This window comes from Thermoflexus sp. (assembly GCF_040289485.1).
Taxonomy (GTDB): domain Bacteria; phylum Chloroflexota; class Anaerolineae; order Thermoflexales; family Thermoflexaceae; genus Thermoflexus.
In genome coordinates this window covers 21,694-34,583 of the sequence record NZ_PSLG01000019.1, presented here as the reverse complement: position 1 = coordinate 34,583, position 12,890 = coordinate 21,694, and the positions used below count along the sequence as shown (strand labels likewise).

Annotated in this window: 11 protein-coding genes, 3 tRNA genes and 1 pseudogene; 12 read left to right on the top strand and 3 right to left on the bottom strand. The window is 69.1% G+C overall.

The features are described 5' to 3' along the window. Nucleotides 1-107: 107 nt before the first annotated feature. Nucleotides 108-1,463 (bottom strand): annotated as a pseudogene (locus C4313_RS05165) (aminotransferase class III-fold pyridoxal phosphate-dependent enzyme). Nucleotides 1,464-1,631: 168 nt separating this feature from the next. Here C4313_RS05165 and rsfS point away from each other — a divergent pair. The 9 genes from rsfS (at nucleotide 1,632) to tkt (ending at nucleotide 7,988) form a co-directional block, all read left to right on the top strand. Beyond that, entirely contained in the window at nucleotides 1,632-1,997 is a 366-nt protein-coding gene (rsfS, locus tag C4313_RS05160; protein ID WP_352428800.1) for a ribosome silencing factor, read from the top strand. Between the two features lie 126 nt (nucleotides 1,998-2,123). Then, on the top strand, nucleotides 2,124-2,717 hold the full coding sequence (pth, locus tag C4313_RS05155) for an aminoacyl-tRNA hydrolase (protein WP_352428803.1): 594 nt from the start codon (nucleotides 2,124-2,126) through the stop codon (nucleotides 2,715-2,717). Then, a tRNA-Val gene (locus tag C4313_RS05150) sits at nucleotides 2,708-2,780 on the top strand. Before pth ends, C4313_RS05150 begins: the two co-directional genes overlap by 10 nt. 76 nt (nucleotides 2,781-2,856) lie before the next feature. Beyond that, a complete protein-coding gene (thiI, locus tag C4313_RS05145; protein ID WP_352428799.1) occupies nucleotides 2,857-4,077 on the top strand; it encodes a tRNA uracil 4-sulfurtransferase ThiI in 1,221 nt (406 codons plus the stop codon). Nucleotides 4,078-4,133: 56 nt separating this feature from the next. Next, nucleotides 4,134-5,351: an ornithine--oxo-acid transaminase gene (gene rocD / locus C4313_RS05140; protein WP_352428798.1), complete on the top strand. Its 1,218-nt coding sequence runs from the start codon at nucleotides 4,134-4,136 to the stop codon at nucleotides 5,349-5,351. Nucleotides 5,352-5,407: 56 nt separating this feature from the next. Next, nucleotides 5,408-5,480: transfer RNA gene (locus C4313_RS05135), tRNA-His, on the top strand. Nucleotides 5,481-5,492: 12 nt separating this feature from the next. Next, a tRNA-Arg gene (locus tag C4313_RS05130) sits at nucleotides 5,493-5,569 on the top strand. Nucleotides 5,570-5,642: 73 nt separating this feature from the next. Beyond that, the gene (locus C4313_RS05125) at nucleotides 5,643-5,879 is read left to right on the top strand and encodes a hypothetical protein (protein ID WP_352428797.1); all 237 of its coding nucleotides are present in this window, start codon (nucleotides 5,643-5,645) and stop codon (nucleotides 5,877-5,879) included. A gap of 75 nt (nucleotides 5,880-5,954) precedes the next feature. After that, nucleotides 5,955-7,988: a transketolase gene (tkt, locus tag C4313_RS05120; RefSeq protein ID WP_503012449.1), complete on the top strand. Its 2,034-nt coding sequence runs from the start codon at nucleotides 5,955-5,957 to the stop codon at nucleotides 7,986-7,988. 14 nt (nucleotides 7,989-8,002) lie between these two features. Here the strand turns inward: tkt and C4313_RS05115 are convergent, their stop codons facing one another. Then, nucleotides 8,003-9,301, bottom strand: a complete 1,299-nt coding sequence (locus C4313_RS05115; RefSeq protein ID WP_352428796.1) for an ABC transporter ATP-binding protein — start codon at nucleotides 9,299-9,301, stop codon at nucleotides 8,003-8,005. Between the two features lie 156 nt (nucleotides 9,302-9,457). Here C4313_RS05115 and mdh point away from each other — a divergent pair, with 156 nt between their 5' ends. The 3 genes from mdh (at nucleotide 9,458) to C4313_RS05100 (ending at nucleotide 12,176) form a co-directional block, all read left to right on the top strand. Beyond that, a complete protein-coding gene (gene mdh / locus C4313_RS05110; RefSeq protein ID WP_352428795.1) occupies nucleotides 9,458-10,393 on the top strand; it encodes a malate dehydrogenase in 936 nt (311 codons plus the stop codon). A 4-nt stretch (nucleotides 10,394-10,397) separates the two neighbouring features. Further along, the gene (locus tag C4313_RS05105) at nucleotides 10,398-11,132 is read left to right on the top strand and encodes a hypothetical protein (RefSeq protein ID WP_352428794.1); all 735 of its coding nucleotides are present in this window, start codon (nucleotides 10,398-10,400) and stop codon (nucleotides 11,130-11,132) included. 192 nt (nucleotides 11,133-11,324) lie between these two features. Beyond that, nucleotides 11,325-12,176 (top strand): SDR family NAD(P)-dependent oxidoreductase, encoded by an 852-nt coding sequence (locus C4313_RS05100; RefSeq protein WP_352428793.1) that lies wholly within the window; start codon nucleotides 11,325-11,327, stop codon nucleotides 12,174-12,176. Between the two features lie 14 nt (nucleotides 12,177-12,190). Here the strand turns inward: C4313_RS05100 and C4313_RS05095 are convergent, their stop codons facing one another. Then, a complete protein-coding gene (locus C4313_RS05095; RefSeq protein ID WP_352428792.1) occupies nucleotides 12,191-12,862 on the bottom strand; it encodes a pyrimidine 5'-nucleotidase in 672 nt (223 codons plus the stop codon). Nucleotides 12,863-12,890 lie beyond the last annotated feature (28 nt).

The window sequence follows — 12,890 nt, the reverse complement described above, 5'->3', positions numbered from 1 at the left end:
GTGAGGGGGTGGATTCCGTGCGGGCGTGCCCCGTCGGAAAGCTTCGTGGCTGAAACGGCTGATAATAAAAATGTCAGCTGTTGTCAACCCTCCGGCACGCGGTGGGATCAGCGCACCGCCCGGTCGGTGATCTCCAGGCCCCGGTCGATGATCTCCAGCCCCTCCCGCAGCTCCGCCTCGGTGATACAGAGGGGCGGGTTGGTGAAGAAAGTGTTCCACCGGATGAACGTGTAAAGGCCGTTCTGAAGGAAGAACTCCCGCAGCCGGTTCATCACCCCCATCTCCTCAGGCCGGGCGTTGCAGGGGACGAGAGGCTCGCGGGTCTCCCGATCCTTCACCAGTTCCACGATCCCGAAAAGGCCGATGCTCCGCACATCCCCTACGCTGGGATGCCGCTCCTTCAGGCGGGCCAGTTCCCGCGCCAGGATCTCCCCCATCCGCTGCGCGTTCTCGATCAGGCGGTCCTCCTGGTAAACCTGGAGGGTGGCGATGGCGGCGGCCAGGCACAGCGGGTGGGAGTTGTAGGTCAGGCCGCCGGGGAAGGGGCGCTCCTCGAAGAACGCGGCGATGCGCTCCGACATGAGGACCGCCACCAGCGGGAGATACCCAGAGGTCAGACCCTTGGCGACGGTCATCAGATCGGGGACCACTCCCCAGTGGTTGACAGCGAACCACTCCCCGGTGCGGCCGAAGCCGCTCATCACCTCATCGCAAATCAGGAGGATCCCGTAGCGGTCACAGATCTCCCGCAGGCCCTGGAGCTACCCATACGGGGGGACGATGACCCCGTTGGTCCCTGTCACCGTCTCGATGAGGACGGCAGCGACGGTGTGGGGCCCCTCGAACTGGATCACGTCCTCGACGTGGTTCAGGCAGTCCAGGGTGCAGCGCGCCTCGCGCCTACACCAGCGGCAGCGGTAGCGATAGGGATCGAAGACGTGGATGACGCTGGGGATGCCCGGCTCCGAAGGCCAACGGCGGGGATCGCCGGTGAGGGTGATGGCCCCGGCCGTCGCCCCGTGGTAGGAGCGGTAGCGGGCGATGATCTTATGCCGCCCGGTGTAGAGCCGGGCGATCCGGATGGCGTTCTCGTTGGCCTCGGCCCCGCCCAGGGTGAAGAACACCTTCCGGAGGTCGCCGGGGGCGATCTCCGCCAGCATCCGGCCCAGGCGGGCCCGGGGCTCCGTCGCCATGAACGGATTCACATAGGGGAGGCGGGCGGCCTGCTCCTGGATGGCCCGGATGACCCGCGCATCGCCGTGGCCGATGTTGACGTTCATCAACTGGGAGTTGAAATCCAGATACCGCCGGCCCCGGGCGTCCCAGAAGTAGACCCCCTGGGCGCGGACCACCGGGATGGGATCGACCCGCCCCTGGGCGGACCATTCGTAGATCGTGTAGCGCCGACAGAGGTCGATGATCTCCTCCGCACTGAGCGCCGTGCCCGCGAGGGTCTCGGCCATGGCTTCCTCCCTCCTGCGCTCCAAGGGGTGCAAACGGGGGCACCACCGTCCGCCTTTCGTTTGATCCCTTCCGCCTGGAAGGCAAGGGCCGCTGGGCCCGGGCTGCAGGATCCCCGGCCGCGTGATAGAATGAAAACGGCGGCCGGACGGCCCGCCGGGGAACCTGGGATGCACGGAGGTGGATCCCTGAACACGCTGGACCTGGCCCATCGCATCGTGGACGCCATCCTCGACAAGAAGGGGATGGATGTGGTGTTGATGGACATCCGATCCCGTGCCACCTTCGCCGATTACTTCATCATCTGCACGGGGACCTCAGAACGGCAGTTGAAAGCGATCGTGGAAGGCATCGCCGAGGCCACCGCCCGAGGCTACCGGGTGGATCCCGCCCGGGTGGAGGGGGATCCGGCCTCGGGCTGGGTGCTGATGGATTACGGGGACATCATCGTCCACATCTTCGCGCCGCCCCAGCGGCGCTATTACGACCTGGAGTCCCTCTGGCGAGGGGCACCCATCCTGGTCCGGGCGCAATGAGCGGGTGAGGACGCCGTGACCCTGAACTACGAGGAAGCCCTGGAGCGGATCGATCGGATCCTGCGGACGTTGCGCCCGGAGCCCCCGCCGGCGGCGAAGGGGGAGGAGGGGATCGAGGGGCCGCCGGTGCTGATCGTGGGGCTGGGGAACCCAGGTCCGGAGCACGCCCGCAACCGGCACAACGCGGGTTTTCGGGCCCTGGACGTGTTCGCCCAGGCCCATGGATTCCACTTCCGCCGGATCCAGCACCAGGCGCTGCTCGCTGAGGGGCGCATGGCGGGCCAGCGGGTGATCCTGGCCAAGCCGCAGACGTTTATGAACCTGAGCGGGCGCGCGGTGCGCCCTCTGGTCTCTGCCTACCGGGTTCCCCTCCACCGCCTGCTGGTGGTCTATGACGATATGGACCTCCCCCTGGGGGCGATCCGGCTGCGGCCCCGGGGGAGCCCGGGCGGCCACAACGGGATGAAGTCCATCGTCCAGGCGCTGGGGACCACGGAGTTCCCCCGGCTGCGCATCGGGATCGGGCGGCCCCCCGGCGCCATGGACCCTGCCGATTACGTGCTCCAGGATTTCCGGCCCGATGAGGAGGAGATCCTGGAGGGGGTCCTCCACCGGGCCGCTCAGGCGATCCAGACCTTCATTGAGGAGGGGCTGGAGGCGGCGATGAATCGCCACAACGCCCAGCCGGCGATCCGGCCGGCGGGGAAGACGGGCGAGTAGCTCAGGGGTGAGAGCATCCGCCTTACAAGCGGAGGGCCGCAGGTTCGAGTCCTGCCTCGCCCATTGCCGGTGGAGGGGGCGCGTGGTAGCGAGCGCGCCCCTTTTTGGCCGCCCGAAGGGATCGGGAGGGAGGATATTTATGGAAAGCCGGTATGCGGTGGTGCATTACGCCGAGATCGGCCTGAAAGGCCACAACCGGGGGTTCTTCGAGCGGACCCTGGCCCGGCGGATCCAGGAGCGGCTGCAGGACGTCGGGCCGGCCTCGGTGGAGCGCCTCCCGGGGCGGTTGCTGGTCCGCCTGCCACGCCCCATCCCGGAGACCGCGTGGGTGGAGCGCCTGCGCACGGTCTTCGGCATCGCCTACTTCGCCCCGACCATCCCCGCCCCCAAGGACCTGGCCACCTTGACGGAGATCGTGCTGCGCCATCTGCCCTCCGAGCCGGTCCCTTCCTTCCGCATCCGGGCCTCCCGGGCCGACAAATCGTTCCCCTTCACCTCCCAGGAGATCGAACGGCACATCGGGGCGGCCGTCCAGCGCCAGACCGGATGGCGGGTGAACCTCTCCGAGCCCGCGTGGGAGGCTTACATCGAGATCGCCTACAACACGGCTCTGGTTTCCTTCGCCCGGCATCGGGGGCCCGGTGGGCTCCCGGTGGGGGTGAGCGGCCGGGTGGGCCTGCTCCTCTCGGGGGGCATCGATTCCCCAGTGGCGGGCTATTTCATGCTGAAGCGGGGCTGCGAGGTGATCCCCATCCACTTTCATAGCGGCCCCTTCGGGGACTGGGCGGCCTCGGAGGCCAAGGCGACAGCCATCGTCCGGCGCCTGCGCCCCTACGGCATGGCCCCCTGGCTCCACATCGTCCCCATCGGGGAGCCACAGCGGGCCATCGTCCTGGCAGCCCCTGCCCCTTACCGGCTGATCCTTTACCGCCGGCTGATGGTCCGGGTGGCTGAGGAACTGACCCGCCGGGAGGGCGGCCTGGCGCTGGTGACCGGCGACTCCCTGGGCCAGGTGGCCTCCCAGACGCTGGAGAGCCTGGCGGCCATCGAAGACGCGGCGACGATGCCGATCCTGCGGCCGCTGATCGGGATGGACAAGGTGGAGATCATCGAGCGGGCCCGGGCCATCGGGACTTATGACCTCTCGATCATGCCGGGGGAGGAATGCTGTCAGTTCCTGATGCCACCGAAGGTGGTCACCCGCCCGTCGGTGGAGGCGGTGCGGGAGATAGAGGCCCGCGTGGAGATCGAGGCGCTGGTCCGCCAGGCCCTGGACCAGGCGATGCGTGTGCCTGTGGGCGAGGCGGCGTCGGTGCTGCTGCCCGACGCCCACGGATCCGAGCACCCGCGTGGGGCCTAGCCGGCCCTTCTTGAAGGACGCCGTCGCAAGGGCGGACATCTTCCCAGGAGGCTCCTATGACGACGCCGACGATCCTGCGCTCCGCTGACTACATCGAGATGGAGGACACCTACAGCGCCCCCAACTACAAGCCCATCGACGTGGTCATCGCCTGGGCGGAAGGGGTGTGGGTCTACGACGTGGAGGGGCGGCGCTATCTTGACGCCCTGAGCGGCTATTCTGCCCTGAACCAGGGGCACCGGCACCCGCGGATCATCCGGGCGCTGATGGAGCAGGCCCAGCGGGTGACGTTGACCTCGCGGGCGTTCCGGAACGACCAGATCGGTCCCTTCCTCAAGGAACTGTGCGAGTTGCTGGGTTACGAAATGGCCCTGCCCATGAACACGGGGGCCGAGGCCGTGGAAACCGCCATCAAGACGGCGCGCAAGTGGGGCTATCGCGTGAAAGGCGTCCCCCCAGGGAAGGCCGAGATCATCGTCTGCGAGGGGAACTTCCACGGCCGGACCACCACCATCATCAGCTTCTCCACCGTCCCCCAATACCGGGAGGACTTCGGCCCCTACACCCCCGGCTTCGTGATCATCCCCTATGGAGATGCGGAGGCCCTGGAGCGGGCCATCACGCCGAACACGGTGGCCTTCCTGGTGGAGCCGATCCAGGGCGAGGGGGGTGTGCGGGTGCCGCCGCCCGGCTACCTGGCCCAGGCGGCCGAGATCTGCCGCCGCCACAACGTCCTCTTCATTGCCGACGAGATCCAAACCGGCCTGGGGCGCACCGGGCGGCTCCTGGCCTCCTGGTGGGAGGACGTGCGGCCCGACATGGTGATCCTGGGCAAGGCCCTGGGCGGCGGCGTGCTGCCCATCTCGGCCGTGGTCTCCTCTCGGCAGATCCTGGGGGTCTTCCGGCCCGGCGATCACGGGAGCACCTTCGGGGGCAATCCGCTGGCCTGCGCCGTGGCCCGGGAGGCCCTGCGGGTGATCGTGGAGGAGAGGCTGCCGGAGCGGGCGGCGGCCCTCGGGGAACACGCCCTGCGACGCCTGCGGTCCATCCGGAGCCCCTTCATCCAAGAGGTGCGCGGGCGGGGGCTGCTCATCGGCATCGAACTGCGCCCGGAGGCGGGCGGGGCCCGGCGCTTCGCCGAGGCCCTGAAGGAACGGGGGGTCCTGGTCAAGGAGACCCACGAGCACATCCTGCGCTTCGCCCCGCCGCTGATCATCGCCCAGGAGGATCTCAACTGGGCCCTGGACCAGATCCAGGCGGTCTTCGAAGCCTGAGGAGAAGCCCGGGGTTGCCAGTAGCGCGCGATCACGGTAAAATGAAAAAGCGCACGGAGGGCGTAGCTCAGTGGCTAGAGCGCCTGACTGTGGATCAGGAGGCCGCGGGTTCGATCCCCGTCGCCCTCCCCTGGAGGACGGGCCCCCGTAGCTCAATGGGATAGAGCGCTGGACTTCGGATCCAGTGGTTGCGCGTTCGAGTCGCGCCGGGGGCGCCATCCCGTCGGTGTGGGGGAAACCCTCACACCGCCTTTTTCTGCTACGGGAAAGCCTCGCTCCATCCGGTGAAACATGGACGCCCAGCCCGAGCCCCCGCCCGCGACGTTCCGGACCCGCTGGGCCCGACCCCTTCTGGTCCTCAGCGGGGCAGTCCTAGGTTTGTTCGTGGCCTGGCTCTTCTCCCTGGTCTCCGGCCTCCCCCTCCCTCTGTGGGAGGCTATAGCCGCCATCGCCCTGGGCGCCTTGCTGGGGCTCTCCGCAGGCCTCCCGCCCGCACCCCGGCCGCCAGCCTCCCGCCGGCTGGGTTGACATCGACCTCTCCTGGCCGCTCGCTTCTGTGGTAGGATGAAGTCTTTGAAAAACCGCGCACGAGGAGTGCAATTGATGGGTGCGATGCGCCGCGGCGAGGTCCCACCGATGGACCCCGAACGGGATGCCCTGTGTGTGAACGCCATCCGCGCCCTGGCCATGGACGCGGTGGAACAGGCGCGCTCGGGCCACCCTGGAATGCCGATGGGGATGGCGGATGCCGCCTACGTGCTGTGGCGCTATTTCATGCGCCACAACCCCCGCAACCCCCTGTGGCCCAACCGCGATCGGTTCGTCCTCTCGGCCGGCCACGGCTCGATGCTGCTTTACGCGCTGCTGCACCTTTCGGGCTACGACATGCCCATGGAGGAGATCCGGCGCTTCCGTCAGTGGGGCAGCGCCACACCGGGGCACCCAGAATACGACCCGCACCGCGGGGTGGAGGTCACCACGGGGCCCCTGGGCCAGGGGTTCGGCGTCGGGGTGGGGATGGCCCTGGCCGCCCGCATGCTGGCCGAGCGCTTCAACCGCCCGGGCTTCCCCGTGGTCGACCATTTCGTTTACGTCATCGCCTCCGACGGCGACATGATGGAAGGCATCTCCCACGAGGCCGCCTCCCTAGCCGGCCACTGGGGGCTGGGCAACCTCATCGTCCTTTACGACGACAACGAGGTCTCCATCGACGGACCCACGGACCTCGCCTTCACCGAGGACGTGGCCGCCCGCTTCCGGGCCTACGGCTGGCAGGTGTTGGAGGTGGACGGCCACGATCGGGCGGCCGTGGCCCAGGCCCTGGCCGAGGCCCAGCGGGCAGGCGACCGGCCCACCCTGATCGTCTGCCACACCCACCTCGCCTACGGCAGCCCCCACAAACAAGACAAGGCGGAAGCCCACGGCGCGCCCCTCGGCGCCGAAGAGGTGCGCCGGACCAAGGAGCGGCTCGGCTGGCCGACGGAGCCACCCTTCCACGTGCCCGAGGCCGTCTACGCCCACATGCGGGCCCTGGTCGACCTGGGGGCGGGATGGGAGGCCGAGTGGCGGGCGACCTTCGCCCGCTACACGGAGGCCCACCCGGACCTGGCGGCGGAATGGGAGCGCTGGTGGCGCGGCGAACTCCCCGAGGGGTGGGAGGAGGCCGTCCCGATCTTCCCACCCTCAGCCGATGGCATGGCCACCCGCGCGGCCTCCGGGAAGGTCCTCAACGCCCTGGCCCGGGTGATCCCCCATCTGGTGGGCGGCAGCGCGGACCTGATGGAGTCCACCCAAACCTACCTGCACGGCTTCCCACCCATCCGGCGGGGGGATTTCTCCGGGCGCAACATCCACTTCGGGGTGCGCGAGCACGCCATGGGGGCCATCCTGAACGGGATGAGCCTCTATGGACCATGGCGGGTTTACGGGGGGACCTTCTTGGTGTTCAGCGACTATATGCGGCCGGCCATCCGCCTGGCGGCCCTGATGCGGCGGCCGGTGATCTACGTCTTCACCCACGACAGCATCGCCGTGGGGGAAGATGGACCTACCCACCAGCCGGTGGAGCACCTGGCCGCCCTGCGGGCGATCCCGAATCTCTGGGTGATCCGTCCCGCGGACGCCAACGAGACGGCCGAGGCCTGGAAGGCCGCCCTGCGGCGGACGGACGGTCCGGTGGCCCTGATCCTGACCCGGCAGAAGGTGCCGGTGCTAGACCGGGCGGGGGAGGGGTGGGGGCCGGCGGAGGGCCTGCATCGGGGCGCCTACATCCTCGCCGAGGCCGGGCGCTTGCCCCCAGCCCTGGTCCTGATTGCCACCGGCTCGGAGGTGGCCCTGGCCGTGGAGGCCCGCCGGGTTCTGGAGGCGGAAGGGATCCCCACCCGGGTGGTGAGCATGCCCTGCTGGGAGATCTTCGAGGCCCAGCCGGAGGACTACCGCCGGTCGGTGTTGCCGCCGGGGATCCCCCGCCTGGCCGTGGAGGCCGGCGTCCCGGACGGCTGGTTCCGCTACGCCGAGGCGGTCGTCGGCCTGGAGCGCTTCGGGGCCTCGGCCCCTTATCCCGAGGTCTACCGCCGCCTGGGGTTCACTGTGGAGCGCGTGGTGGACGCCGCCCGTCGTCTGCTGGGCCGATCGTGAGGGCGGGGCCGCCCTCACTCCACCGCGGGGGCGGGGATCTCCTCCAGGAACAGTTCGTCGGCGTCCTCGTCGTAGGCGAACAACTCCGCGTAGCGGCCCCAGTGGATGGCGATCTCCAGTTGCCGCTCCGCCTCCTCGGGGGTGAAGTCCAGCTGCAATTGCTCCCGGAAGTAATCGGCGCTGACCCGGCCGTCGTCGTCGGCGTGGAGGGTCTCGTAGATCCAACGGATGATGGGCAGGCGCAGGATGCGCCCGGCCACGATCTCCTTGCGGGCCAGGATGTTGGCTTCGGCGAAGGCCTCGCCGAGGGGGGTGAGGGTGATGTCACCCTCGGCCACCTTCACGAAGCCGAGCAGTTCCGCCGCCTCCACGATGGTCAACAGGTCGTCCAGTTCGTAGCGCAACTCCTCGGCCAGCCGGTAGAGGTCGGCCCAGCCGCCTTCTTCCAGAAGCTTCTCCGTCAGACCGGCCACTGCGTTGATGCGGGCCTCCGGCATCCGATAGGCTCGCCCGGGCTCCCCCGGCCGCTTCCCGGGCACCTGCTCCTCCGTCCGACCCGCAATGGTGGCGTAGACCCGGTCCACCGTCGCCTGGAAGTAAGGGTCCTTGCGGCGGCGGGGGTGGGGGAGGCGGACCTCCAGTTCGGCGATGACGCGGCCGGGGTCCTTGTCCATGAGGATCAGGCGATCGGCCATCCAGACGGCCTCCTCGATGTTGTGGGTGACCATGAGGATGGCCTGGATGGGGAGGCGTTTGGAGAGCCAGAGTTCCATCAGTTCGCCCCGGAGGGCCTCCGCCGAGAGCACGTCCAGGGCCGAGAAGGGCTCGTCCAGGCACAGCAGTTCCGGCTCGGCGGCCAGGGCGCGGGCGAAACCGACCTTCTGCCGCATCCCGCCGGAGAGCTCACGGGGATAAGCGTGCTCGAAGCCGTCCAGGCCCACCAGGTCGATCAGTTCCAGGGCCCGTTCCCGCCGCCGGGGAGGGGGCACCCCACGGGCTTTGAGGGCCAGTTCCACATTCCCCAGGACGGTGAGCCACGGGTAGAGGGCGAAGGTCTGGAAGACAATGGTGGCATAGGGGTTGATCCCCCGCAGGGGGCGGCCCCGATACCGGATCTCCCCCTCGCTGGGCTGGGCCAGGCCGGTGATCATGCGCAGCAACGTGGATTTGCCGCAGCCGGAGGGGCCCAGGAGGGCCACGAACTCCCCCGGACGGATCTCGAAGGAGACCCGTTCAACGGCCACCACTTGTCGCGGCGGCCGCCCGTAGATCTTAGAGACGTTGCGCACTTCCACCAGCGCCTCGGCGCCCATCTTCCCCTCCGTCGCTGGCCTGGATGTCCCCGCGCGGGCCTTCGTTATTTTAAACCCAACACTGGGGCTCGCCGCCCCCGCAGAGCGTCCCGTCTCCCTTGGAGCTGGCTATAATGTTTGTGAGCGACCTGACCACCCGACCGGAAGGAGCATGCCATGCGCCCGAAGATCACGATCGTGGGGGCGGGGAACGTGGGCGCGACGACCGCCCACTGGCTGGCAGAGCGGGAGATCGGCGACATCGTCCTGGTGGACATCCCGCAAACGGAAGGCATGCCCAAAGGGAAAGCCCTCGATCTCATGCAGGCCGGCCCCATTGTGGGTTATAACACCCGCCTTATCGGGACCACCGACTACGAGCCGACGGCCAACTCGGACGTGGTGGTGATCACCGCCGGGGTCCCCCGCAAGCCCGGGATGAGCCGCGAGGACCTGGTCAACGTGAACGCCAACATCATCCGCGACGTGATCAACAAGGCAGTGCCCCTCTCGCCCAATGCCATCCACATCGTGGTGACCAACCCGCTGGACACCATGACCTATCTGGCCTATAAGCTCTCCGGCCTCCCCCGGGAGCGGGTCATCGGCCAGGCTGGCGTCCTGGACAGCGCGCGGATGCGCACCTTCATCGCCATGGAACTGGACGTGGCCGTGGAGAACGTCCAGGCCATGGTGCTGGGCGGCCATGGCGACGAGATGGTGCCCATGGTCCGCTTCACCACGGTGGCCGGGATCCCCATCTCGCTGCTCCTGCCCAAGGAGAAGATCGACGCCATCGTGGAGCGCACACGCAAGGGCGGCGGTGAGATCGTCAGCCTCCTCAAGACCGGCAGCGCCTACTACGCCCCCGGCGCGGCGGTGGCCCAGATGGTGGAGGCCATCCTGAAGGACCAGAAACTCATCGTCCCCTGCTCGGTCTACCTGCAGGGCGAATATGGCCTCTATGACATCTGCTTCGGTGTGCCGGTGAAACTGGGCCGCAAGGGCGTGGAGCAGATCATCGAGCTCCCCCTCACCGAGGAGGAACGGGCCATGCTCGAGCGGTCGGTCCAGCTGATCCGCAGCACCATGGCCGCCCTCCAGCCAGCCTAAGGCGATGGGCGAGCTCTCCGGCCTGGTCAGCCGACGGGCGGGACGGGTCCTGCTGTGGGGAGCCACCCCGCCCTTCTCCCTGGAGGGGCTGGCGGAGACCCTGCGGCGACAGGGCGAGCCGATCCTGGCCGCCGCGGACCGTTCGCTGGCCTTCGCCTTCCCCGAATGGACGGGGCCTCGCCGGGTGATCCCCCGCCGGATCCTCACCGAACGGGGCCGGTGGGTGCGGGAGCCATGGGCGCTGCCCTGGCTGCTGCGCTTCGGCTACGAAGAGCCGCGGGCGGAATGGGAGGGGGAGACGCCGGAGGGGAGGCCCGTGAGCGGTTGGGTGCGGGACCTGGACCTGGAGGCTGTGGAACTGTATCTCCTGGGCCCCGAGCCCCTTCGCTGCACCGACGGCGTGCTGCTCCGGCTAGGTCCCGCCGTCCGCGTCCGGGCGCCGGCGGAGGCCACGGCGTGGGCCGCCGCCTGGGCCTGGGCCACTCTGGCGGACAAGGCCCGTGGCGTCTTTGAAGCCCTCGTGCGCCAAGCGGAACAACAGGGCCGCCCCTGGATGGCAGTGTACCAGGAACAGGAAGGCCGCTTCGACCCGGAGAGCCGCCTTCGGATCTGGGAGGCATGGCTGCTCCCGCGGGCGGTGCGCCCCCTCTATCTGGAGGCACCGGACCTCGAGGCCCTGGCCGCCGCAGGGAAAGACCTCCCCACGGCCGTGCTGGACGCCGGTCCGGGCAAGGGATAGCGCTTCCCTCCCCGAGGCGATCCGATGGCGTTCCGTAGACCCAGCGCGTCCGGATAGGGGGGTCATGAACCGCTGGGATCGCAGCGAACAGGAGATTCGCTTTGAAAATCAGCACGCCCGGCCGGTCCTTCCAGATCCAGGGATTATGCAATATACTCCAAACCGATCCACCGATCGAAGGAGGGCGATCCGATGCGTGCGGGATCGGTGGTGCTGATCACCGGGGCCAGCAGTGGGATCGGGGCGGCCACGGCCCACCTGCTGGCCCGTCACGGAATGCGGGTGGCCCTGGTCGCGCGGCGGCAGGATCGGCTGGCCGCTCTTGAGCAGGAGATCCGCCGGGACGGCGGCGAGGCCATGGCCCTTCCCGCCGATCTGGCCGATCCGGCGGCGCGCCGGAGGGTTGTTGAGGCGGTGGAGGCCTGGTGGGGGCCAGTGGAGATCCTGATCAACAACGCCGGCTTCGGCTATTACGGCCTGGTGACCGAGACCCCCTGGGAGGTCATCGAGCGGATGTTCACGGTGAACGTGCTGGCCATGATCGACCTCACCCGGCTGGTCATCCCCCGCATGCAGGCCGTGGGGCACGGCCACATCCTCAACGTGGCTTCGGTAGCTGGCCACATCGCCACGCCCCCCCTCACCGTCTACTCCGCCACGAAGTTCGCCGTGGTGGGGTTCAGCGAGGGGCTGCGCCGGGAGCTGCGCCCGTATGGGATCCACGTCACGGTGATCAGCCCGGGGCCGGTGCGCACCGAGTTCGGCCGGGCCGCCAGCGGCCTGGAGGTGGATCCCGGCAAGGTGCCGGGGGGGCTGGCCCCCGAGGCGGTGGCCCGCGCCATCTGGCGGGCCCTGCGCCGGCCCGTCCCCGAGATCGTCGTCCCCGCCCGCTATCTCCCGGCCATCTGGATCCACCAGGCCTTCCCACGCCTGGTGGATTGGGGGGCCACCCGCCAGGGCCGGGCCTGGCTCCGCCACCTGGAGGAAGCCCGCCGCCGCGCGGCGGAGGGATCAGGGAGTGCCCCCCAGGGCCCAGCGCCCTGAGAGGTCGCGGGCCCTCAAGGCGATCGCCGATGGCCATCCCGCTCCCGGAGCAGACGCCAGATCACCGGCTCCACGCTCAGGATGTCCGGAACGTGGAAGTCCACCCCGTCGTCCGGATCCCCATCCACCTGGATGGTGATCATCCCCAGCGCCCGGGCCGGATGGAGGTTGCGAGCGGAGTCATCCACGAAGACGCACTCCGGGCCCTGGGCCTTCAGGTGGCGCAGGATCCGCCGATACGCCTCGGGGTCCGGCTTGTTGTAGAAGTCCACCCGGCGCACGTCGAGGATGATGGGGAAATGCCGGGCCACCCCCAGGCGCTCGAGGACGCGCCGGGCGTGTTCCTCGCTGGCGTTGGTGAAGATCACCTTGATGAGGGGCAGACGGCCCAGCATCCGGTCCAGCGCCGGGTTCGGCGCGATGTGGGGCTCCAACGGCACGTCGTGGACGTAGGCGAGGTAATCCTCGGGGTCGATGGCGTGCTCCTCCAGCAGGCCCCGCAGGGTGGTGCCATACTGGGCGTAATACCGGCGCCGCAGCGCCTCGGCCTCCTCCGGGGAGAAGCCCAGGCGTTCGACCATGTAGCGGCCGATCCGCTCGCTGATGCGGTCCATCAACCCTGAGCCGCGGGGATACAGGGTGTCGTCCAGATCGAAGATGAGATAGCGCAGCCGCCGGCCGCCCATGGCCTTCCCACCGCGCCGTTCTCCCCCG

Bases quoted from the DNA above. Each gene is read 5' to 3' on its own strand.
- tkt (WP_503012449.1), top strand. From the start codon at position 5,955: ATGGGTGCGATGCGCCGCGGCGAGGTCCCACCGATGGACCCCGAACGG.
- C4313_RS05105 (WP_352428794.1), top strand. From the start codon at position 10,398: ATGGGCGAGCTCTCCGGCCTGGTCAGCCGACGGGCGGGACGGGTCCTG.
- C4313_RS05100 (WP_352428793.1), top strand. From the start codon at position 11,325: ATGCGTGCGGGATCGGTGGTGCTGATCACCGGGGCCAGCAGTGGGATC.
- C4313_RS05115 (WP_352428796.1), bottom strand. From the start codon at position 9,301: ATGGGCGCCGAGGCGCTGGTGGAAGTGCGCAACGTCTCTAAGATCTAC.
- mdh (WP_352428795.1), top strand. From the start codon at position 9,458: ATGCGCCCGAAGATCACGATCGTGGGGGCGGGGAACGTGGGCGCGACG.
- rocD (WP_352428798.1), top strand. From the start codon at position 4,134: ATGACGACGCCGACGATCCTGCGCTCCGCTGACTACATCGAGATGGAG.
- rsfS (WP_352428800.1), top strand. From the start codon at position 1,632: ATGCACGGAGGTGGATCCCTGAACACGCTGGACCTGGCCCATCGCATC.
- thiI (WP_352428799.1), top strand. From the start codon at position 2,857: ATGGAAAGCCGGTATGCGGTGGTGCATTACGCCGAGATCGGCCTGAAA.
- C4313_RS05125 (WP_352428797.1), top strand. From the start codon at position 5,643: ATGGACGCCCAGCCCGAGCCCCCGCCCGCGACGTTCCGGACCCGCTGG.
- C4313_RS05095 (WP_352428792.1), bottom strand. From the start codon at position 12,862: ATGGGCGGCCGGCGGCTGCGCTATCTCATCTTCGATCTGGACGACACC.